Source organism: Spirosoma panaciterrae DSM 21099 (assembly GCF_000374025.1).
Lineage (GTDB): Bacteria > Bacteroidota > Bacteroidia > Cytophagales > Spirosomataceae > Spirosoma > Spirosoma panaciterrae.
In genome coordinates this window covers 1-22,198 of sequence record NZ_KB893173.1, presented here as the reverse complement: position 1 = coordinate 22,198, position 22,198 = coordinate 1, and the positions used below count along the sequence as shown (strand labels likewise).

The 22,198-nt window shown below is 48.7% G+C and carries 16 protein-coding genes and 1 rRNA gene; 9 read left to right on the top strand and 8 right to left on the bottom strand.

Features of this window, described 5'->3' with window-relative positions; translation table 11 throughout:
* Positions 1 to 16: 16 nt before the first annotated feature.
* Together B153_RS0103430 and B153_RS0103425 are read right to left on the bottom strand one after the other, a co-directional pair.
* A complete protein-coding gene (locus tag B153_RS0103430) occupies positions 17 to 964 on the bottom strand; it encodes a carbohydrate kinase family protein (protein ID WP_020595265.1) in 948 nt (315 codons plus the stop codon).
* Positions 965 to 1,063: 99 nt separating this feature from the next.
* Positions 1,064 to 2,443 (bottom strand): MFS transporter, encoded by a 1,380-nt coding sequence (locus B153_RS0103425; protein WP_020595264.1) that lies wholly within the window; start codon positions 2,441 to 2,443, stop codon positions 1,064 to 1,066.
* A gap of 123 nt (positions 2,444 to 2,566) precedes the next feature.
* Between B153_RS0103425 and B153_RS0103420 the strand changes: the two genes are divergently transcribed.
* From B153_RS0103420 to B153_RS0103400, 5 genes are all read left to right on the top strand, one after another.
* On the top strand, positions 2,567 to 4,003 hold the full coding sequence (locus B153_RS0103420; RefSeq protein ID WP_020595263.1) for a BamA/TamA family outer membrane protein: 1,437 nt from the start codon (positions 2,567 to 2,569) through the stop codon (positions 4,001 to 4,003).
* A gap of 279 nt (positions 4,004 to 4,282) precedes the next feature.
* Complete coding sequence (locus B153_RS0103415) at positions 4,283 to 6,193, top strand: SPFH domain-containing protein (protein WP_245564826.1); 1,911 nt, start codon at positions 4,283 to 4,285, stop codon at positions 6,191 to 6,193.
* Between the two features lie 109 nt (positions 6,194 to 6,302).
* The gene (locus B153_RS0103410) at positions 6,303 to 8,057 is read left to right on the top strand and encodes an ABC transporter ATP-binding protein (protein WP_020595261.1); all 1,755 of its coding nucleotides are present in this window, start codon (positions 6,303 to 6,305) and stop codon (positions 8,055 to 8,057) included.
* Positions 8,041 to 9,804 carry an ABC transporter ATP-binding protein gene (locus B153_RS0103405; RefSeq protein WP_020595260.1) on the top strand — a complete coding sequence of 588 codons (1,764 nt, stop codon included), beginning with the start codon at positions 8,041 to 8,043 and terminating at the stop codon, positions 9,802 to 9,804. The genes B153_RS0103410 and B153_RS0103405 overlap by 17 nt, the downstream gene beginning before the upstream one ends.
* 65 nt (positions 9,805 to 9,869) lie before the next feature.
* Complete coding sequence (locus tag B153_RS0103400) at positions 9,870 to 10,454, top strand: hypothetical protein (protein WP_020595259.1); 585 nt, start codon at positions 9,870 to 9,872, stop codon at positions 10,452 to 10,454.
* A 22-nt stretch (positions 10,455 to 10,476) separates the two neighbouring features.
* On the opposite strand, the gene B153_RS0103395 is transcribed toward B153_RS0103400, so the two are convergent.
* The 6 genes from B153_RS0103395 to B153_RS0103370 form a co-directional block, all read right to left on the bottom strand.
* Positions 10,477 to 11,610, bottom strand: coding sequence for an energy transducer TonB (locus tag B153_RS0103395; RefSeq protein ID WP_020595258.1), 1,134 nt, complete (start codon positions 11,608 to 11,610; stop codon positions 10,477 to 10,479).
* A gap of 138 nt (positions 11,611 to 11,748) precedes the next feature.
* Complete coding sequence (locus B153_RS0103390; RefSeq protein ID WP_026261881.1) at positions 11,749 to 12,969, bottom strand: erythromycin esterase family protein; 1,221 nt, start codon at positions 12,967 to 12,969, stop codon at positions 11,749 to 11,751.
* Between the two features lie 197 nt (positions 12,970 to 13,166).
* Positions 13,167 to 13,769: a hypothetical protein gene (locus B153_RS0103385; RefSeq protein WP_157634565.1), complete on the bottom strand. Its 603-nt coding sequence runs from the start codon at positions 13,767 to 13,769 to the stop codon at positions 13,167 to 13,169.
* 191 nt (positions 13,770 to 13,960) lie between these two features.
* Positions 13,961 to 15,970, bottom strand: coding sequence for an alpha-amylase family protein (locus tag B153_RS0103380; RefSeq protein ID WP_020595255.1), 2,010 nt, complete (start codon positions 15,968 to 15,970; stop codon positions 13,961 to 13,963).
* Between the two features lie 411 nt (positions 15,971 to 16,381).
* Entirely contained in the window at positions 16,382 to 17,452 is a 1,071-nt protein-coding gene (locus tag B153_RS0103375; RefSeq protein WP_020595254.1) for a branched-chain amino acid aminotransferase, read from the bottom strand.
* Positions 17,453 to 17,566: 114 nt separating this feature from the next.
* A complete protein-coding gene (locus B153_RS0103370) occupies positions 17,567 to 18,118 on the bottom strand; it encodes a cob(I)yrinic acid a,c-diamide adenosyltransferase (RefSeq protein ID WP_020595253.1) in 552 nt (183 codons plus the stop codon).
* 241 nt (positions 18,119 to 18,359) lie between these two features.
* On the opposite strand from B153_RS0103370, the gene B153_RS0103365 reads away from it, so the two are divergent.
* The 4 genes from B153_RS0103365 to B153_RS0103350 all read left to right on the top strand — a co-directional run.
* The gene (locus B153_RS0103365; RefSeq protein ID WP_020595252.1) at positions 18,360 to 18,866 is read left to right on the top strand and encodes a hypothetical protein; all 507 of its coding nucleotides are present in this window, start codon (positions 18,360 to 18,362) and stop codon (positions 18,864 to 18,866) included.
* The gene (locus tag B153_RS0103360) at positions 18,859 to 20,079 is read left to right on the top strand and encodes an S-adenosylmethionine:tRNA ribosyltransferase-isomerase (protein WP_020595251.1); all 1,221 of its coding nucleotides are present in this window, start codon (positions 18,859 to 18,861) and stop codon (positions 20,077 to 20,079) included. The genes B153_RS0103365 and B153_RS0103360 overlap by 8 nt, the downstream gene beginning before the upstream one ends.
* Before the next feature lie 126 nt (positions 20,080 to 20,205).
* Entirely contained in the window at positions 20,206 to 21,507 is a 1,302-nt protein-coding gene (gene tyrS / locus B153_RS0103355; protein ID WP_020595250.1) for a tyrosine--tRNA ligase, read from the top strand.
* 426 nt (positions 21,508 to 21,933) lie between these two features.
* Positions 21,934 to 22,198, top strand: a 16S ribosomal RNA gene (locus B153_RS0103350); the annotation flags it as partial.

Below are 22,198 nucleotides of genomic sequence, written 5' to 3'. Positions count from 1 at the left end.
ATGCCTGGAGCGAATTTTACTCAAACTGCTCGTAGAGTAATTTCCGATCTACCTTTTCGGGAAGTGGGCCCTGACGGGTCAGCTTCATTTTGGCTAAAACGGCTCCCGCATGCGCACAATTGCCAGGGGCGTACCCATCCAGGTAAGCTGTCAGAAAACCAGCCCAGTACGCATCGCCCGCACCCGTTACATCGACAACATCGATTTTTTTGCCTGGAATACGAGCCTGTTTGGCCCCTCCATCATATGAAACCAGACTGCCATCAGCGCCCAAGGTCATGCAGATCATGGGCGCGCCCATCTGGTGAAAGTCCTGAATGACTTTTTCCGGTGACTGACGCTCACCGTAAAGCCGTTCTGCATCGTCTTCACTAACTTTTACCAGTGCGCCAGCCGCAAAATAGTCTGCCAAAACCCGCCAGGCCTGCTGACGGTCGGGCCAGATGGTCGGAGCATAGTTGGCGTCGATACTAACCTGACAGCCTGCCTTTTGTGCCCGCCGTGCGGCATCGACAATCACCTCCTGAGCTGGTTGACGGCTGAGGGCAAAACAGGTGGTATGAAAGAGCTGAGTTTGAGCCAGGAGTGAGTCAGGAATCTGTTCGGAGCGAAGTTGGCAGTCAGCGTGGCGGTATGCCACAAAATCGGGCGTACCAGCTGTGCGCGATACGACCACGATGGTGGTCGGCTCAAGCGGGTCGGCAGTAATGAACTGCGTATCGACTCCCGATTCTTTAATTTCGCGGGTAAGGTATTTGCCAATACTGTCGTTGCCAACACAGGCTACCAGGGCCACTTTATTGTTAAGACGAGCCATGTTGGCAGCCATATTGGCTGGACTGCCACCCTGATATCGGCGAAAGTCCTGGGCATCGACCAGATTAGTAGATACGTGATGACCAATGAAGTCGGCCAGGAGTTCGCCAACGGAAAGCAGTGCGTAAGGGCGGTCGGGGGAGTTCATGTCAGTGATTGACGGAATACGAGTTACGATTAATTGGAAGTGCGAATATGGCAGTCGTTGCCAATAATTGGTAATCCGTCCCCCATTTCGTACGCTATTTTAGTTGCCACCCGGTTCAATGGGGAAGGCCGCTTCCTCGCTCCGCCGATTCTCTTTCACCAGAAAACAGGCTCCGGCGGCCAGCAATAGACACACACCGGCCAGAGCTAAAGCATTTCGTGGGTCATTGTTCAGCAACGTCGGATAAAAGAATCGCACCGTCAGGTTGTTAACGATCTGCGGCACAACGATAAAGCCATTGAAAATACCCATATAAACCCCCATGCGTTCGGCCGGAACGGAACTGGACAACAATACATAGGGCATGGACAGAATCGAACCCCAGGCCAGACCCACCAGGGTCATACCCACAAAGAAGATGTACTTATCGTTGGAGAGTAACATCGACAGAAAACCCAGGCCTCCGATGGTCAGGAAAACAGCATGGGTAGCCCGTCGGCCAATCCGTTCGGCAATAGCTGGCAGGAAGAACGAAATCGTAAAGCAACCGACGTTGAACATAGCGAAACAGATATTTCCCCATTCGGTACCTTCCTGAAAACCCGGCGACTCAGCGGTGGGGGCGTTGAAGGCATGTCGGGCTACGGCCAGCGTCAGGTATTGCCACATGAGCGGCAAAGCGAACCAGGTGAAGAATTTGACCCACCACAACTGCTTCATGGTTTTGGGCATTTCTTTGAAAGCATGGAATATTTCTGAAAAAGCCCCCCCAATACCGCTGCCTTCTTTTTTCATCCGCTCAAACTCCTTCATGTCGTCGGGCGGATATTCGTCAGTCGTATACACCGTCCAGATCACCGCCAGCAAAACAGCAAGTCCGCCCAGATAGAAGGGGTATTTAATGCTATTGGGGATAACGTTGACCGCAACGGCAGCAGTAGTTGTTAGCCCAAGCAGCCGGAAAATGGTGGGCATCAGGTTGGCCAGCGTTTGGCCGAAACCGACAAAAAAACTTTGTACGGCAAACCCTAAATCCCGTTGCTGATCGTTTAATTTATCGCCGATGAATGCGCGAAAAGGTTCCTGGGTAATGTTAAGCCCTGTGTCCAGAATCCACATCAAACTAGCTGCCATCCAGAGAGCTGACGAGTTGGGCATCAGAAAAAGAGCTAGGCTGGTTACGATGGCACCGATCAGGAAAAACGGTTTACGACGCCCCCAGCGCGACGACCAGGTACGATCGCTAATGGAGCCGATAATGGGTTGTACAATCAGTCCGGTAATTGGTCCGGCCAGCCAGAGTATAGGGATGTTTGCTTCGTCGGCCTGTAAATAGCGAAAAATAGGACTCATATTGGCCTGTTGAAGACCAAACCCATATTGAATGCCAAAAAAGCCAAAGCTCATGTTCCAGATTTGCCAGAAACTTAGGTTTGGTTTAGCCTTTGTGGAGGATTTTTGAACAGTTCCCGTTTGCATCGATTGTAGTATCTTTAAAGAATCATCATAGGTGTTCGCTCACGCGCTAGCAATTATACATAGCTATTTGCAGGATATGGAGATATTCTTGTCTTATTTTTTTGAAAAGACGTATTTTTGAGAATGATTCCCAAAATGTGGCCGTCCGTTATGCAGGTCGTAGCGGTGTTTCTGATGTCTTTTCAATTTGCTTTCGCTGATTCGGCGACCGATTCGACACAGACAGTCGTGATACGTTCCATCACCCTTAAAGGTAATTACCGTACGAAAGATCGGATCGTGACCCGCGAAATGACGCTGCACGTTGGAGATTCTGTTCGTTTGGCCGACTTACCGGACCGCATCGCCTGGGATCAGCGAAACATTAATAATACAACCCTGTTTATAACGGTCGATATAACCACATCGCTTACACCCTCGTCGGACCCGATCACACCCGCACAACTTGACCTGACGGTGACGATGAAAGAGCGTTGGTATTTCATCGCTTACCCGGTTTTCGATCTGGCCGATCGTAATTTCAATGAGTGGTGGTACGACCGGGGGCGTGATTTTAGCCGGGTAATCTATGGAGGGCGACTGAGTTATCGAAACGTAACGGGAACCAATGATCGGCTCCAGATAGCCATTGAACGAGGGTTTCTGCAACGTACTGTATTGTCGTATGCCACACCATACATCGACAAGGCTCAAAAGATTGGCTTGCGGGCCGATCTGGTTTACGTGACCAATAAAGAAATTCCGTACCGGACCCAGTTCGATAAATGGGTGTATGCCAAGTCAGAAGATGTCCTGCGTGAACGGGCTTACGCGACTGTGATTCTGACGCATCGCCGGGGACTTTATCATTACCATACCCTCAATGCCACCTATACCCGAAATACCATCGCTGATACCATTGCCAAACTAAACCCCGATTATTTTCTGTACGGACAAACCACCCAGCACTACTCGTCACTAGGCTACAGCTATCGATACGACCGACGCGACAACATCGTATATCCGTTGCAGGGAACGCTATTTGTGGGTGGACTGACGGCATCGGGTTTATTGCCCAGCGATAACTTTCGATTTCTGGATGTATCTGCATCCATTACCCGTTATTGGCCGTTGGGCGGCAAATTCTACGGTGCGGTCAATTTCCGGGGACGCTCCACCTGGCCGAACCATCAGCCCTATTACAACCTGCGGGGACTCGGCAATTCGAGCGATATGATTCGGGGTTATGAGTTATATGTGATTGATGGACAGCGGACGGCTATCTGGCGAAATAGTCTACGGTATCAATTATTCAATGTGCGCAAGCAACTAAACTGGCTCCACGTTCGCCAGTTCAATACCGTTCCGATAGCGGCCTATCTGACTGCTTTTGGCGATGCGGGTTATGTACATAGTACCGTAGCCGAACAGTACCAGAGTCGCCTGGCTAATAAGCTATTGGCCGGAACGGGGTTGAGCCTCGATGTAGTTACATTCTACAATCTGGTACTTCGGTTCAGTGGTACCATCAATGCACAGGGCACCACCGGATTTTTCTTCAATCTGGCACAGGAGCTGTAGGTCAGGCCGCTCATCAATCCCCGGCTCCAATCCAGTCTCACCGTAACCAATCATCCGATTTTCGATACACGGAAATCAGGTCACGCTATACATTTGACGCGTCAATCCGACAGTCAAACCCCTACACCAATGTAGACCTAATGTCTTCATTCTTCGCTTGCTAGAGGAGTCGTTCGACTCCAGGCGCTTTCCGATTTTATTTCTTAACCATTTATCATTGTTTCATTCATGGAATTTTTACCACTTGTATCCACATGGGGCTGGGTTGCCCTACTTTTTATGGCTGTTGTACTCTATAAATGGGTACTTCGCTTCCTGTTCGGGATGGTCATTGTCCCCGAAGACCGAATTGGTCTGGTAACGAAAAAATACGTATTGGTGGGTGCCGAAAAAGGCTTGCCAGATGGGCGAATCATTGCTACCAAAGGCGAAGCCGGGTATCAGGCGCAGACCCTGGCTCCGGGTTTATATTGGTGGATGTGGCCCTGGCAGTATGGGATAACGATGCAGCCGTTTACGGTTATTCCTGAAGGAAAAATTGGCCTTGTCCTTTCCAACGATGGGGCTGAGCTACCAACCGGTAATATTCTGGCGCGTCGTGTCGATTGTGATAACTTTCAGGATACCGAGCGCTTTCTGGCCACTGGAGGCCAAAAAGGTCGTCAAACGGCTTTGTTGACACCCGGTACATACCGGATCAATACCTTCGCGTTTACGATAACCATCGCCGACATGACCGTTATACGTGAAAACATGGTTGGTATTATTACCACGCTCGACGGCGCTCCTTTACAGCCGGGGCAGATTGCCGGTAAAACCATAGAGGGTCATAACAACTTCCAGGACGTCGACAGCTTCCTTAAATATGGCGGTAATCGGGGGCTTCAGCCACAGGTTGTGCTGGCGGGTTCCTATTATATCAACCCCTGGGCCGTGCAGATCGAAGAAATACCGATGACCGAGGTAGCCATTGGGCATGTGGGTGTCGTGATTTCCTACATTGGTGAAGATGGCGAAGACCTCACAGGCGAATCATTCAAACATGGCAACATTGTACGTAAAGGCTTTCGGGGTGTCTGGATGGAGCCGCTGGGGCCGGGCAAATATCCGATCAACACATACACCATGAAAGTGGAAGGCGTACCGACAACGAACCTGGTCCTCAACTGGGCCAATGCCCGAACGGAGGCCCACGCCCTCGACCGAAACCTGTCGACCATTACGGTACGCTCGAAAGATGGGTTCCCCTTTAACCTTGATGTCGCGCAGATCATCCACATCCCATCGGCCGAGGCTCCGAAAGTGATCGCCCGCTTTGGCAGTATGACCAACCTGGTATCGCAGGTACTGGAGCCAACCATTGGTAACTACTTTCGTAACTCAGCGCAGGATTCCGATGTGATTGCCTTCCTGAGCACCCGGAAAGAGCGGCAGGAGGCCGCCCGCGAACATATCCGTGCGGTACTGGAAGTATATAACGTGAACGCGGTCGATACACTGATTGGTGATATTGTGCCGCCCGATAGCCTGATGAAAACCCTCACCGACCGGAAGATTGCGCAGGAGGAGGAAAAAACCTACGAAACGCAGCGGATGGCGCAGGAGAAACGGCAGGGCATGGAACGCGAAACGGCTTTGGCCGATATTCAGCGCGAAGTGGTGAAAGCTCAGCAAAGTGTCGAAATTGCCCAGCGGACGGCCGATGCCGCCGTGAAAAAATCGGAAGGGGAGGCCAGAAGTCTGAAATTGCAGGTGGCTGCCGAAGCGGAAGCTACCAAAGTGAGAGCCGAAGCAAATGCCGAGGCCCGTCGTCGTCAGGCTGGCGCCGATGCGGAGGCTACCAAACTTACCGCCGATGCTGAAGCTGAGCGTATTGCCAAAACGGGGAATGCCGAAGCTGAGAAAATCCTGGCAATTGGCCGTTCGACTGCTGAAGCCTATGAATTGCAGGTACGGGCAATGGGCGACGATAACTTTACCCGCTTCAAAATCACCGAAGAGATTGGCAAAGGCCAGATTCGCATCATACCCGATATTGTCATCAACGGTGCAGGCAATAGCTCCGAGGGCTCTCTGAATGGGCTGATGGGACTACAACTGCTGGAGCAAATAGAAGAGCGCAAAACGGGAAAGGTTACCAAAATTGTGGATGTGACCAAAGCCGTAGAGCCGAAAGCAGGGGATAAATAAACAGTCGGTATGGGATTAAAAGTGTAAAGGCACCTTCGTGTTCAAACTTTTAACCCCATACCGATACGCTTTTTGCTACCTTTGTGGTATCCTTCACCCAAGGCTGTCTATGAGCCAACCTGTACCCAAAAAAGAAGCCGCAAAGAAACCCCCTTCGCCCTTGTTGGGTTTGCTAAAACCCTATTCCAGAACGATTTTTTTACTGATCTTCCTGGCGCTGGCCAGCAACGGAATCAACCTGGTGTTGCCGATGATTATCGCACACGCGATTGATGGGTATAATGCAGGCCATTACGTGCTGAAAACAACGCTGGTTCAGTTTATGGGGGCCGCATTGGTTGTTTTTCTGTTTACCTACCTCCAGAGCATTGTCCAAACTCGGGCCTCAGAACGGGTTGCTAAAGACCTTCGAACGAAACTAGCCGATAAAATCTCACGACAGAGCTTTACCTACATTCAGGAAGCGAACCCGGCCAAACTGCTTACCAATCTGACTTCAGATATCGACTCCGTCAAAACGTTTGTTTCGCAGGCCATTGTATCCATTGTATCATCGCTTTGCATCATTGTCGGAGCGAGTATTCTGCTCATTAACATCAACTGGCAACTGGGCCTGGCTGTACTGTCGATTGTTCCTATCATTGGGGTCACGTTTTTTCTGGTCCTCAAAAAAGTTCGTGTCCTGTTCATCAAAAGCCGCGAGGTAATCGACTGGCTCAACAAGGTCATCAACGAAAGCATTCTGGGATCAGCCCTGATTCGGGTGATTCATTCACAACAACTGGAATACGACAAGTTTCTGGCTGCCAACACCCAGGCAAAGGATTTAGGAATTGGTATTCTTCGGTTATTTGCCGGACTCATCCCCGTAATTACGTTCACGGCCAACATGGCTGCGCTTACGATTCTGGTGCTGGGTGGCCATTTTGTGATAACAGAGCAGATGTCTCTGGGCGATTTTGCGGCTTTCAACAGCTACCTGGCTCTACTTATTTTTCCAATCATCCTCATTGGGTTCATGAGTAACGTTATTGCTCAGGCTTCGGCTTCGTACATGCGGGTGAATCAGGTGTTGCAGGCTCCCGAAACAGCGAAGAGTGGGACCATGGATGTGGCATTGAAAGGCGATGTGGCGCTTCAGAACGTATCGATCAACTACGGAGAAAAGCCAGTTTTGAAAGCGGTTTCGTTTGCGGTCAGGGCAGGAACGCGAACCGCTATCGTAGGGCCAACGGCTGCGGGTAAGAGCCAGCTCTTGTTTCTGTTGACGGGCCTGATCAAACCCACATCGGGTCAGGTGCTGTTTGATGGGCAACCAATTGACGACTACAACGAAGACGCCTTTCATCAGCAGGTTGGATTTGTCTTTCAGGACAGTATTATCTTCAATATGAGCCTGCGCGAGAACATAGCTTTTAACGAAACGGTTACAGAAGCCTCCATGAGCCGAGCCATAGCCACGGCCGAATTACAGGATTTTGTTGATTCGTTGCCCGATAAACTCGAAACCATTGTGTCGGAGCGGGGGAATAGCCTGTCGGGGGGGCAGAAGCAGCGGATTATGCTGGCTCGCGCGTTGGCACTCAACCCGAAAGTACTCCTCCTGGATGATTTTACCGCGCGGGTCGATACCAGTACCGAGCAGAAAATTCTGGCCAATGTGCAGCAAAATTACCCGGGTATGACCCTGATTTCGGTGACGCAAAAGATTGCTTCCATTGCGCATTATGAGCAGATTATTTTACTGATGGAAGGCGAAATTGTCGATCAGGGTACGCATACCCAACTGATGGCCACTAGCCCCGAATACGTTCAGATTTATCAGTCGCAGCGGAGCACCAACCAGTATGAACTACGATCTTAATCAGTTTGTCGGGCAGAAGGAAGAGAAAAATGCCACGACAAAAGCCCTCCGCAAGCTCCTGTCTTTCATCAATGATGAGCGTCAGACGCTGCTCCTGGCTTTTGCGGCTATTGTAATCAATTCAAGCCTGAACCTGCTGGGTCCGGTATTGATCGGCCGGGCTGTAGACACCTACGTTCGGGCAAAACAATTTCATGGGTTACTGGTATACGGTAGTATTTTACTGGCGATGTATGCCTGTACGCTCGGAACCAGCTATGTACAGACCCGGCTCATGGGGGGCGTAGGACAGCGGATGCTGTTCAAACTACGAAACGCTGTGTTCAGTAAATTGCAGGAATTGCCCGTCGCATTTTTTAATCAGAATAAAGCCGGGGATTTAATTTCGCGCATCAATAACGACACTGATAAGCTAAATCAGTTTTTCTCCCAGTCGCTGATGAATTTTGTGGGAAGTATCGTGACCATGATTGGTGCTGGACTCTTCCTGCTCTTTATTGATTTACCACTGGGAGCGGCTGCTCTGGCACCTGCCATTCTGATCTGGTTGTTTACCCAGATTACGTCACCCTGGGTGAAGCGGAAAAACGCGGCCAGCCTGAAAACGGTGGGCGGTATGAGTGCCGAAATTCAGGAAAGCCTGACTAATTTTAAGGTAATCATTGCCTTTAACCGACGCGATTATTTTCGCAAACGGTTTGAAGAGGCCAATGAAGAGAATTATCAGGCTGCGATAGGGGCAGGGATCGCCAATACTATTTTTCTGCCCGTATATGGCTTTGTGGCTAGTATGGGGCAAGTGGTGGTGCTCACCTTTGGCATCTATCTGATCTCGACCGATCGATTTACCATCGGATTGCTGATTAGCTTTTTATCGTACGTAACCCATTTTTATAACCCCCTCCGGCAATTGGCCGCCTTATGGGCCAGCTTTCAGGTGGCAATGGCGGGTTGGGACCGCATTTCGTACTTGCTGACCATGCAATCGAACCTGCCGACGATTGAAAACCCACTGACCCTACCAATCACATCCCTGCTGTCGTTTCAGAACGTTTCGTTTAGCTATCCCAATGGCCATGAAGTACTGCATTCCATCAGCTTTACTCTCGAACGGGGAAAGACCTACGCCCTGGTAGGGCCAACGGGGGGCGGCAAAACCACAACCGCTTCGCTCATTGCCCGACTGTATGACCCAACCAGCGGAACCGTATTGCTCAATGGTAAAGATATACGGGCTTATACCGCTGAAGAGCGGACGCAGAAGATCGGGTTTATTTTACAGGAGCCGTTTTTGTTTACGGGTACCGTTCGCGACAATATCCTGTATGGCAATGAAGCATATCGGCAATATACCAACGAGCAATTGATCGACGTAATCCGACAAGCCAATCTGGAGGGGTTGCTGGAACGATTCGATGAAGGACTGGAAACGAAAGTACAGTCGACCGGCGATTCGATTAGCCTGGGACAAAAACAATTGATCGCGTTCATCCGGGCCGTTTTACGCAATCCCGAATTGCTCATTCTGGACGAAGCCACTGCCAATATTGACACGGTTACCGAACAATTGCTGGAAGAAATACTAAAAAACCTGCCCGAATCCACCACCCGAATCATCATTGCCCACCGGCTGAACACCATTGAAAGTGCCGACGAAATTTTCTTCATCAACTCTGGAGAAATGATCCGTGCGGGTTCGTTTGGCGATGCCGTCGACATGTTGTTGCAGGGTAAACGGGTCAGTTAAGAAAATGCGGGTGGCAACCCGTTCGGTAAAAACCATGGACGCGGGTTGCCACCTGCGCTACATCTATGAAACAAACTACGCTACTTCTCCTCTTCAGTTTAGCCTTCGTACTCAGTCAGCAGGCTTGCAAAAATGGCAAACAGACAAATACCCAAACTGCCGATACAACAACGGCTTCTGTTCCATCGGCTAACGGGACCGACGTGGTTATCACCGATCACCTGGCCGAGTTAGGACTGACGGCCGACAGCGATTGGCGCGGTATCAATCTGGGAGATGATTTTGAGAAGGTGAAGGGAATGGAGAAAGGTGAACCCTTCGAAAGTGATGATGACCATATCGGATACACCATTGAGTTTAAAAACCTTGAATCGGCTGATATGCTCTACTATCAAACGGCCAAAAAAGTATCGGCCATCGATGTAGACTTATTTCTGAACAATCGGGAATCGGTAAGTGCCTATCAGAAAGAGCTGGAAGCCTATTTCACGGCCCGTTACGGAGCCCCGAAGCCAGGTAAAGAAGGTAGTCAGTGGATTAGTGGCCATGGGGTTGTGGCCACCATGAGCGACGTATCGAAAGGTAAAGATTTCGGTCTGAAAATCAAGCTGGCTCTTACCAATGCGGCCGCCACCGCTTCCGTAAAGTAAGGTAGTTAGCCAGAGAACGGGATCACTTATAATACCCCCACACTTCACGCGATGTAATGCCGGGTTTTGAGATGGTGGTTTTAACCGTGAATTCGTCCAGTACCGTCTTGCCGCTCAGGCGATCGTCGGAGAGTTGATTAACCGGAATATGGGGTTCGCTCGACTCTTTGGTGTTGGTGAGGATAAAGGTAACGGGCAAAACATATGTGCCTCGTAAGTCGGGGTTGACCGGGGGCATTTTTTCCAGTGTATTCCTGACGAGTATATCGAACCGGAAACCGGCATTCTCGGGGCTCAAAATGGTTACGTTTTTTATATTTCCCTGATTATCGATGTCAAAACCCGCATAAACCCGTCCGTATATACCCTGACTTTGTGCATAGCTCGGATAGGTGATCTTTTGATGAAGCACTTGCGTAAAGGTCAGATTCCCCATCAAAGGTGATTTGGTCGTACGGTCGGCAGCCATCAAATTGTCGTAGTAATCCAGAATTGGGATGAGGACTTCCGGTGTTAGCGGCTTGTCGGGTAATTGGGCCTTTATCCTGTCGGTTTGTTCATACAAAACGGCCAGTATAGAATTGGGCTTGGCCAGATTGACCAACTCCGGTTTGGCTTCTCCTTTCTGAATGTAATAATCAGTTTTGGTGATGTACGCGCCAAGCGTATAGATATCCTTGCTATAACTATCGAGCCGGGTATTGGCTCTGAGTTGCCGACTAATGCCTTTGAGTAGTTTGGTGGGGCCGTCGGACAGCACCATTAAGTAAGGCCGAAAAGTAGTAGCCGATATAGTGCCCTGAGGATGAATAAAACGATCCGAATTTATAGTAAACGTTTCCGGGGTGATAATCTGAACGGCTGAATCGCCTGGGAAGCGATAAAGTACCTGATTGTTGACCACATTATAGGCTAGTTCGGCATCTATCTGTTTCCCATGTTTATCTAAAAGAACCGTGCCGGGCTGCCAGATTGGAAAGGTTAAAAATGGGCTACCCTGGTAGGTCGTTTGCGTTCGGGCACCGGCGTTGACACCGCTTGAGTAGGTTTCAAACGTCGTAAAAAGCTGCCCATTGTCGTTCTGATAAACAGTGAACTGCCCGAAGGCATTACTTACCCATACAGTGAATAGGAGAAAAAGAATTGGGAGCTTCATAGGAGTAGATAGAAAGATGGCTCAAGTAAGCAAATGGTATTTATCGAACAAAATATTGGGCGTATTTTATTTGTGCCATTCCAAAATTAACTTTAAAAGAATAGTAAGTTGGGTTGTTATCCTACTTCCCTGACGAAACTAGGGAAGTAGCTGCGATTGCGATGTATCCCGAAAATGGATGAGAATGTCGAATCGTCCGGTAAGGGCAGCAATACTGTAATACTGCTCAGCACGGGACTCATTAAAACCGGATCCTGTTTCAAATAATGGATGATTTGCCCCTAACCAGCTTGTTAGCGAAGGAGCTAATCCCGATTGATTTACCTTGAATATAAAATTGGGATACTGAGCTTTGCCCAATAAGTAATTGTAGGATGTTTTTACATCCGCCGTATGTACTGATAATTGGGTCAACGGTGTATCACTTTTCGATGCATCACGGACCGTAAACGTACCATTGGTTAGCAAGGTGCAGACCGTTAGATACTTGTCTTTTAACTTTTGTTTTAAATAGCCACCCATGGAAGGTTGGCTGCAATTGCCATACGTTAGTGTCGAAATGTGGTAATTATGCGCCCATAAGCTTAGCTTGCCCGTATTCATTCTGGTTAAGAGCCACTGTACATTTTCGGCCATGTACATATCTCGTTTAATGGTGGCATTGCAAGCATCACCAGCTATAATATTCGCCTGTTGGATCAGGACACGGGCAGCCTGTCGGGCAATTTCATAATCGGTACGCCCCCCTGCCGATACCCATTGACTCTCATTGGTAATAAACAGATTATACAAGCCGGGTAACCGTTGGGTATATTGGGCACGAACCGAGTCGGTAGCCGTACTTTTCGTGGTAAGGGTGTATAAATTAGCTGTGGTGTCAACTTTAGATACCAGGCCCGGCTCCACTTTGTAAAAAAACTCACGGATCAATGGGAACTCATCGTCCGCATACTGGCAATCAAAACCGTAGAAAGACAGTTGTTGACTGGCTGGTTTTCCGGTATTGTAATCCTTCATCCATTGTAGTAATTCGCGTACCTCATCAGTTGACCAAGTCCAGAAGTACATGCTTTTTGCTGCCTGGGCAGCCGTGCTCAGGTTAGTTGTTTGGCCATGTATATATCGATTCACGATAACCGAACGACCAAAATTGGCTTCAAAGGCAATGGCCTGAAATCCATGTTTTTGTACTAAATATCGAAACAGTCGGTCTTTCATCTGAAAAAACTCCCTTGTGCCATGGGTGCCTTCGCCCATCCCGACTACCTGCGCGTTTGCCAGGGCCGTATCGAGCGGAGCCAACTCTGAAAAATCGCGTTCCGGATCAGCATCCTGAATTGGGGCTATTGCCTTGTTCAAGGCTTGTACTATGGCAATCTGATCGGTCGATAAATCCTTAAGTAAATCTTCCTCAGATGGTTTGCAACAAATACACAAGGTGCAAAAACTCAGCAGTAAGAAACAACGGATGGAGTAGGATAGACAGTTCATCAATGCCTAAATAAGAGAAAATGGCCCGATAATAAACCCTATATAATATCGCTGTAGTGAGAAGCTCAATTGGCCGTCAGCGAAACATCATCGAAATAGACAGTACCTGTAGTTTGGGGTAGATAAATCAGATAAACGGAAATATAATCGGCAGTACCAGGATACGAATCTAGGGTAACAGCATACTCCTTAAAAGCTCCGGTTCCATTAATAACTGTTTTGCCTTGTGAAGTTGTAAAGAATACCATATTGGACTTGCCATTTACGATTTGATCACCTCGTATGACCAGTGAAACGCCTTGCCCTGCCAGGTTATCCGTTTTGATTTTGGCCTTTAAGGTAAGCTTATCACCCACCTTAAGCGTCTGGGGGAAGAACTGCTGTACGAACATATAAAAAGTAGAGTCGTTTTTAACGCTTGTACAACTAGCCTTTATTGAATGAGTGCCCGATGTGGCGGCTTCTAGGGTATAGGCATTTGTATAGCCATTTGGGTTACTAGTCAGATTATAGCCAAAATAGGGCACCCAGTCTTGCCAAGGGTAAGATTCCATATCACCGTTTTTAACAAGATTGACAGGCGCTTGTGGGGTTGCCTCTTCTTTTTTGCAAGCGTTGAACAGGAGTGTGATACTCAGTAGAGTAATTAGCAGGATAGTGGGTTTCATACGAATATACATTTGGATGTAGATAAATTTTCAGGTGGCTAAATTATACAAATGATTACTTGTATTTAAAAAATTCAATTAAATAGCTATTAATTTAAATTTCTTGCCAGAAAGAGCTATGTTCTGAGACTATTGATCGTGATAGAGAAGGTATAAAGTTGCCGTATTCCGATGGGACTGTTCATTAAGTATTAATCTACAACCAGCACCGAATGAATGGTTAGTTGCGGAACAGTCACGGTAGCGATACCATTGGCATACTGAACGGCTAATTGCCGATTTTCAGGTTGTTGTATAATTCGTCTGGGTTTGTGATCGGTGCGTATACGTACAGTGAGGTTGGTGAGGGGAGGCACCTCGTCGTAGGTGAATACCTGCGGATCGGCATGGCGGCCCCCGGTATTGATCAGGTTTACGGTGAGCCGATTGCGTTGTTGTCCCAGAACGACATGGACAAGATGGGAGCCACTCACCTCGACGAGCGGATTAGGTAGGAGAGGTTTGGCCAGAGAGGCTATAAAATCGCGCAGTCCAGGCGACTGATGAATGCGATAATCGGCACTTACGTCAGCATAGATCGCTGTAAGCTTTCCTTTTCCATACGGGGTTTCAGATGCGACTACACCACCAACCAGTTCGTTGGCTTCTGAGGCCAGAAATCGACCGATCGGTTGAGCCGTTTTGTTTATGGGCCGAATGGGTAGGAAAGGGCCACTGAGCATCAGAGTCTTACCGTTCAGTAAAATGGTTTTAGGCGGGCCCGACGTTTGAATGGCTCCTGGCGTTACACCCAGTTCGTTGGCAAACTGTTGGGTGTTGCGGGCGCCTACAATAAGCAAATGGCCCCCTTGCTGGGTATAGTCGAGCAAGGCCCGTCGAAAAGCTGGGTTAAGTGAATCCTGCTGGGACACCACAATGAGCGGATACTGGCTCATACGCCCCTGCAAATGCTGCTCCGACAGAACTTCAACAGGAAACTGGGCATCGAGCAGGGCGGTCAACACACCATTGATGCGCTGTGTCTGGCCATTGCCGAAAAGGGACTGATTATAGTTCCGGACAGTCGTGTTCGCATAGACAACTGCCACCTGAGGAATGGGCGTAGACCCCTCGCAAAACGGTTGTCGGGCTCGAACGAAACGGCTAAGTTCGGCCATGACGGGTAAGGAACGCAGGGGGATAGCGCCAGTATTGCTTTGTTGGTAATAGGCCTGAAATCCGCCACCCAGCGAAAGAATCTGAGCCGCATCCTGCATCAGGTGGACAGCCGTTTTCTGGTCTCCCTGTCGATTGGGGGTAAAACTGTACCAGAAGCTCCACGACATAATATCCCAGGGCTTTTTATAGAGTTGGCTCTGGGCTGCCAGAATCCGTCCTTCCAGCGCTGCCGAATTAACGCTGTTTCCCGGGGTCAGGTCGCCCGAAAGAAAATTGACGTTCGTAGTGATGGGCTCGGGCATCATGGATGAATAAGCCCAATTGGAGGCAATGCGGAATGTGGGATGTTTCTGATGGACGTTATCTATATATCGACCCAGATACTTCACGAACGAACGACGCGCAAACTCTCGAAAGGCTTCATAACCAGGGTCTTTGCTGGAACGGGGGACGGTAGTAATTCCGGTTTCTTCACGGAAACGCTGAAGTGCCGTCGGTGAGTAATCAAGGACGGTAGCCCAGCATTCGCCATCGACCCAAACACCATCGGCCCCGTAGCTGGCCAGCTCGTTCAGTTGAGGAATCAGGAGCGAATCGGCATACGGGCCATGAACCGAAGTTTTCGATTTGTCGATAGAGCCATCAGCTTTCACCACAGCCCAGTTTGGGTGCTTCTCGATAGCCGCAACATCAAATACACCCGAATAATGCAGATATAAATCCACACCATGTTTGCGGGTCACGGTTCGGTAAAAGGCAAGTGGATCTCCCGTAATGTGGCGAGCCGATGTAGCCGTAGGTACCTTTGAGGGGTAGCTGCTGATACCTGGATGACCTTTGCAGTCAACCTGGATAAAATCGGGCTTAATGGCCGTCAGAAGCGAGTCAAGCGATTTCTCGGAGAGGTTCCTGCCAATGGTGGTATCGTTTTCCGTAGCGTGGAAATCGAAATGCATACCAAAATAGCGTCGGAGGGGTCGGGGCGACTGCGCAACCGACTGAAGGCTGTAAAGTGTGAAAAACAGTACCCAAATGGCTCTCATACGAAAATCGATTTACGTAACGTCAGGGAAGTACATGGGTTGGTGTGGTATCCCGAAAATGAAGTAGTACATCGAAACTACCCTTCATGAGACATACATACAATATGCGTCCGCAGGAAACCAGTCGAAGGTGACGGAACATTCCTTGAGATCACTGGTACCAGTAGCCCCGGCAAGGCGTGATAGAAGCGAGGGAGCGGAGTTCATGATAGTTGTAAAAAATGCAGATAATTAGGCAGTGAAGATTGATTGATTCAATAACTACTTTGGGTACTTAAGGTCAATTAAATCTTAGTTAATTTCGATTTTTGTGAACTTCCTTGCTACGATTCGACAACTGGTTGAGGGGTATAACTAAAAATACCCCGGCCAGCCGACCGGGGTATTTTTAGTTATCGAGGTAATAACGAATTATACTTTGTATACCCATCCGAACTGATCGGTAATCTTACCCGTCCGTAAATCGGTCAGGTAATTTTTGACCCGAACGGCAAACGAATTTTCTGGCGCGAATTCCGGTAGCATATAATCTTTGCCATTGTAGCCGATGAGCGAGTAAGGCGATACGACTACGGCCGTCCCCGCACCAAATGCTTCGGTCAATCGCCCGGTTTCAATGCCACTGATTATTTCTTCAATCGATACCCGACGTTCTTCAACAGGTACATCCCAACTGCGGGCAATCTGGATGATGGTATCGCGGGTAACGCCTTTCAGAATTGAGTCGGATGTGGCAGGGGTAACGAGTTTCCCGTCGATCACAAACATAATGTTCATCGTACCCGATTCTTCAATGTATTTGTGTTCGCGGGCATCGGTCCAGATCAACTGATCGTAACCCTGCTGTTGAGCCAGCATGGTTGGGTACATCGAACCAGCGTAGTTGCCAGCGCATTTGGCATAACCAACTCCACCCGGGGCCGAACGAATGTATTCGGTTTCCACTTTCAGTTTGGGAGGATTGGTATAATAAGCCCCTACAGGACCCGTGAAAATGCAGAATCGATAGGTTTTTGATGGAGCCACGCCCAGGTAGGTATCAGTGGCAAACATGAACGGCCGAATATACAGCGAGCTATCGGGCGTGTTCGGCACCCAGCCTGCATCGATCCGCAGCAGCGCTTCCAGACCACCCATAAACACCTCTTCGGTCAGCGTAGCCATGCACATCCGACGAGCCGATTCGTTCATCCGCTCAAAGTTGGCGTGTGGCCGAAACATCAACACCTCGCCAGCTTCATTTTTAAATGCTTTCAGACCTTCAAAAATCGACTGACCATAATGTAGTGACGACAGAGCAGGGCTTAGCGTGAAATTGTCGAATGGCACAATCATCTGGTTCTGCCATTCACCATTGACGAAATCGGCCACGAACATGTGGTCCGAAAAATGTTTTCCGAAAGGCAGATGGTTAAAATCTACCTCCTGAAGGCGGGAGCTTTCCGCTTTCCGCAATTCAATTTGCAATACGTCCGTCGTCATAACAGCTTGTGGTTAATGAGTTAGCCTGCTGAAGATCAGGCTTCGGCAAAGCTAAAAAATAAGATCGACTAAATTTAGTTGTCAAGACAACTTTTTTTTCATCGAATGAAAAAGTTAAACTTTTGGCTTCCAGATAACCTCTTCGGAACTCAATTCCTGTGCCATTTTCCGGCCCAGAACAAATAAATAATCAGATAATCGATTGATATACTGGAGCACCCGTTCGTCTACCGGCGATTGTTCGTGCAGGGTAATGACCAGTCGTTCGGCCCGCCGGCAAACGGTTCGGGCCAGATGACAGAACGAAACGGCCTGATGACCACCCGGCAGAATAAAGGCACGCAATTCCGGTAGTTCGGCATCCATATTGTCCATCGCTAGTTCAAGCACCTGAATATCGTCAGCAGTTATACTAGGTATAGGTCGTTTGGAGGCCTTTTCGGGATCGGTAGCCAGTTCAGCCCCCATCGTAAATAACCGATCCTGTATGTCCTTCAAGATGTCTTTTCGACTCTCATTCACAGGCTGATCGCGAACCAGACCCAGCCAGGCGTTCAGTTCATCGATGGTTCCATAGGTGTCAATCCGTAAATCAGCCTTACTGACCCGGCGGCCTCCAATTAGTCCGGTCTGGCCTTTGTCTCCCGTTTTTGTGTAAATCTTCATCAGTGATTAAAGCGTGAAAATATGCATGAGCAAATGAGCGGACATTGGCGAGTCTGAAGGATTTGCCAGGGAATAAATGGGTTGACTGCTACCAGCATCCGAAGATAGTTCTACGAATCGAGTGGGCGAAACTAACGGATTTCACCCATTCCAGCCGTACCTTTGCCCCCTGATTTTAACGAGTCGATTAAAGAGGTTGGGTTAGTTGTCCTTTCGCTCTATCGCTCTTTCACTCTTTTACATGAAAGCAGGTACTTTTTTTGTCCGAACGTGGCGCATTCTGTCTATAATCGGATTTGTCGGTTCATTATTTGCCAGTTATATCTCGTATCCTGAAGAAGTAGCGGTCCGATTCGATGACCTCAAACAGCCCATTCAGACCATAAATCGAGAAACGATCTTCTACCTTTCGGTCGCCATCTTTCTTATTGCCAATACGGTTTTAAGAGCCATTTCAAAACTGTTTCTACGCGTGCCCACTGCTCAGATTCCTGTGCCCGCAGGCGTATGGGCAAGTCACCGTCCGTTGCTTAACGAGATTTTTACCAACTGGTTTTTTGCGCTGATCGCTGCCATTAATACAATCCTGGCGATGGGTTTGTTTGTTCTGTCGCTGGTAAACCGCGCTGACCGGAGCCTGCAACCGTTCGACTATGCCTGGTTGCTACCCCTCAGCACAGTTATTTTGATTGCTGTACTGGCAGGATTACCCGTGCGTTTGTTCATGAAACCCGGCAATGATGACTGAATCGAATGAATGGCTGTTGAGCCAATTCCAGTATGATCTGCCCGATGAGCGAATTGCTCGGTTTCCATTGGCACAGCGCGATGCCTCAAAACTTCTCGTTTACCGAAAAGGGCAAATAAGTCATGAGACCTTTGCCAACTTACCTGCATTGTTGCCAAAGGGAAGCTTTCTGGTTTTCAATAATACCAAAGTTATTCCGGCCCGATTGTATTTTACAAAACCGACCGGCTCAGTAATCGAGTTGTTTCTTTTAAGCCCATTTCCTGGCGATTTACCCATTAGCCAGTCAATGGAAATGACCGGATCGGCAATCTGGCAGGGGATGATCGGCAATCGTAAACGCTGGAAGCGGGACGAAACGTTGGTTTTGCAACTGCCCGGAAAAGGGGAACAACAGGGTATCGACATGTCAGTTTCCTGGTACGACTACGACCAGTCATTGGTCAGATTAAGCTGGCAACCGGCTGACCTGACATTTGCCCAGGTCATACAGAACGCTGGAGAAATTCCGCTACCACCCTACCTGAAACGTGACCCCACAGAGGCCGATCGAGATACCTACCAAACGGTTTATTCAAAACAGGAAGGAGCGGTAGCTGCGCCAACAGCCGGGCTGCATTTTACGGCTGCTGTATTTGATAATCTGCTTAAGCAGGGAATCGATCATGATTATCTAGCCCTGCATGTAGGAGCAGGCACTTTTCAGCCGATCAAAACAGAGGATGTCCGGCAGCATCATATGCACACTGAGCAGGTTGTGTATACCCGGCAAAACCTGCAAACGCTGCTTCAACATCTGGAAACGATTATTCCTGTAGGTACCACCTCAATGCGGGCGCTGGAAAGTTTGTACTGGATGGGGGCCAGGTTGATTCATCAGGAGTCGGAACCGTTCTTTCTGGATCAGCAGTATGCGTATCAACTCCCAGCATCAGATCAGCCGTCGGTAGAGGCATCGTTAACGGCTGTATGGCAGTATATGCTTGAAAGAAACCAGGAATCACTCGTGGCCCACACAGGTATTTACATCACACCTGGTTATAAACTTAAACTGTGCAAAGGGATTATTACGAACTTTCATCAACCTGGTTCGACACTCATTCTGCTCATTGCTGCCCTAATCGGTGATGACTGGAAGAAGGTTTACAACGAAGCGCTGCAAAACGACTATCGATTTCTGAGTTACGGTGATTCATCGCTGCTTTTACCATAAAAAATTAACTTTGCGATTCTTAAAGAGTGATAAAGCGAAAGAGCGAAAGAGTGAAAGAGCGAACAGTTTTCGCGTCAGCCACTCTTTCGCTCTTTCACTCATTCACTCTTTCACTCTTTGACAATTATGAATTTTATCGAAGAACTGCGCTGGCGTGGCATGTTGCACGACATGACCCCCGGCACCGAAGAACAATTACAAAAAGGAATGACGGCTGGTTATATCGGTTTCGACCCTACGGCAGCCTCACTGCACATTGGTAACCTGGCTACGATCATGCTGCTGGTACACCTACAGCGGGCAGGGCATAAACCATTCGCACTGGTAGGTGGAGCTACCGGAATGATCGGTGATCCATCAGGCCGCTCGACGGAACGAGATTATCTGTCAGAAGAAACATTACGTCGAAATCAGGAAGGAATCCGGGCGCAACTGACTCGGTTTCTGAATTTTGATTCTGGCGAAAATGCCGCCGAAATGGTCAACAATTATGATTGGTTTAAGGAATTGTCGTTTCTGGACTTTCTACGGGAAGCAGGGCAGCACATTACCGTAAATTATATGGTAGCCAAGGATTCGGTAAAAAAACGGTTGGAAACCGGACTGTCGTTTATGGAATTCTCTTACCAGCTATTGCAAGGGTACGATTTTTACTGGCTTTACAAAAACAAAGGTGTTCGCCTGCAAATGGGTGGTTCAGACCAGTGGGGCAATATAACAACGGGTACCGAACTGATCCGACGCAAAGAAAGTGGGTCAGCGGATCCTTCTGTAGAACATCTGGCCTATGCACTCACAACCCCGTTGATCACAAAAGCAGATGGAACTAAGTTTGGTAAATCGGCCGGGGGCAACGTATGGCTTGATCCTGCCATGACCTCCCCTTATCAGTTCTACCAATTTTGGCTCAATGCAACGGATGATGATTGTCCAAGGCTAATCCGGGTGTTTACGTTGTTACCTAAGGAGGAAATAGAAGAGTTGGAACGACAGCATGCCGAAGCTCCCCATTTGCGAATTTTACAAAAGGCCATCGCTAAAGACGTCACCATTCGGGTTCATTCGCAGGCTGGTTATGAGCTGGCTGTAAAAGCCTCAGAGGTTCTATTTGGAAAGGCTACACTCGATACCTTACGTTCCATTGAATCGGATGAGTTCGACGTTATCTTTGAAGGGGTACCACAAACCGAGATCACGGCCGATGAATTAGCCGATTGCAAGGATATCACCGATCTACTTTCGGTGGCTAGCCGGGGCGAAGTATATGCCTCGAAAGGAGAAGCTCGTCGAGCGATTACACAAAACGCGGTCAGTCTGAATAAAATAAAAGTGTCCGATCCTGCGGCTCCTGTAGCGTTAGAATGGCTGCAAGAGCGATATGTTCTGGTCTCAAAGGGCAAGAAAAATCATCTTTTGAAAAAAGTTTAAAAATTTTATTTCTACTAACTGGCTGATATTGGGGTACTTGCCAAATAATGTTTGGTGGGCGCCCCAATTATTTTAGAATGAGGTCTTGACAAGGGTGAAAAAGCTCCCTACCTTTGCAGTCCCAAATCGAAAGAAATGGCGCTGATCAAATAGGCAAACACCTGGCAGTCAGTGAGTTAAGTGCAAACCCCTGAAAATCAAGTCAAAAAAATATTTTCAGATTTCACTTGACAAACCGCAAAAAGTCTCGTACCTTTGCACTCCCAAACATCGAGAAGCACACAAAACAACTTCTCACCACGCTTCGACCAACGGGTCTGGCGCCAAGTTCTTTGACAAACTGACAGCACAACAAGGACTCAACCTGGGGACGTTCGCGTCCCGGTTGAACAACATCGTGGAAGCTGGTCTTTCACACAATTATTTACGATGGAGAGTTTGATCCTGGCTCAGGATGAACGCTAGCGGCAGGCCTAATACATGCAAGTCGAACGGGCCGCAAGGTCAGTGGCAAACGGGTGCGTAACGCGTAAGCAACCTGCCTCAAACTGGGGGATAGCCCGGCGAAAGCTGGGGTAAACCCGCACGGTCCCAAGGAGTCACCTGGTTTTTTGGGTAAACATTTATGGGTTTGAGAGGGGCTTGCGTCTGATTAGCTAGTTGGCGGGGTAACGGCTCACCAAGGCGATGA

What these genes read in the sequence shown, in the direction of transcription:
- B153_RS0103430 (WP_020595265.1), bottom strand. Translation starts at nt 964, where the DNA reads ATGAACTCCCCCGACCGCCCTTACGCACTGCTTTCCGTTGGCGAACTC.
- B153_RS0103380 (WP_020595255.1), bottom strand. Translation starts at nt 15,970, where the DNA reads ATGAGAGCCATTTGGGTACTGTTTTTCACACTTTACAGCCTTCAGTCG.
- B153_RS0103405 (WP_020595260.1), top strand. Translation starts at nt 8,041, where the DNA reads ATGAACTACGATCTTAATCAGTTTGTCGGGCAGAAGGAAGAGAAAAAT.
- B153_RS0103360 (WP_020595251.1), top strand. Translation starts at nt 18,859, where the DNA reads ATGACTGAATCGAATGAATGGCTGTTGAGCCAATTCCAGTATGATCTG.
- B153_RS0103375 (WP_020595254.1), bottom strand. Translation starts at nt 17,452, where the DNA reads ATGACGACGGACGTATTGCAAATTGAATTGCGGAAAGCGGAAAGCTCC.
- B153_RS0103395 (WP_020595258.1), bottom strand. Translation starts at nt 11,610, where the DNA reads ATGAAGCTCCCAATTCTTTTTCTCCTATTCACTGTATGGGTAAGTAAT.
- B153_RS0103420 (WP_020595263.1), top strand. Translation starts at nt 2,567, where the DNA reads ATGATTCCCAAAATGTGGCCGTCCGTTATGCAGGTCGTAGCGGTGTTT.
- B153_RS0103425 (WP_020595264.1), bottom strand. Translation starts at nt 2,443, where the DNA reads ATGCAAACGGGAACTGTTCAAAAATCCTCCACAAAGGCTAAACCAAAC.
- B153_RS0103365 (WP_020595252.1), top strand. Translation starts at nt 18,360, where the DNA reads ATGAAAGCAGGTACTTTTTTTGTCCGAACGTGGCGCATTCTGTCTATA.
- B153_RS0103400 (WP_020595259.1), top strand. Translation starts at nt 9,870, where the DNA reads ATGAAACAAACTACGCTACTTCTCCTCTTCAGTTTAGCCTTCGTACTC.
- B153_RS0103385 (WP_157634565.1), bottom strand. Translation starts at nt 13,769, where the DNA reads ATGAAACCCACTATCCTGCTAATTACTCTACTGAGTATCACACTCCTG.
- tyrS (WP_020595250.1), top strand. Translation starts at nt 20,206, where the DNA reads ATGAATTTTATCGAAGAACTGCGCTGGCGTGGCATGTTGCACGACATG.
- B153_RS0103370 (WP_020595253.1), bottom strand. Translation starts at nt 18,118, where the DNA reads ATGAAGATTTACACAAAAACGGGAGACAAAGGCCAGACCGGACTAATT.
- B153_RS0103415 (WP_245564826.1), top strand. Translation starts at nt 4,283, where the DNA reads ATGGCTGTTGTACTCTATAAATGGGTACTTCGCTTCCTGTTCGGGATG.
- B153_RS0103410 (WP_020595261.1), top strand. Translation starts at nt 6,303, where the DNA reads ATGAGCCAACCTGTACCCAAAAAAGAAGCCGCAAAGAAACCCCCTTCG.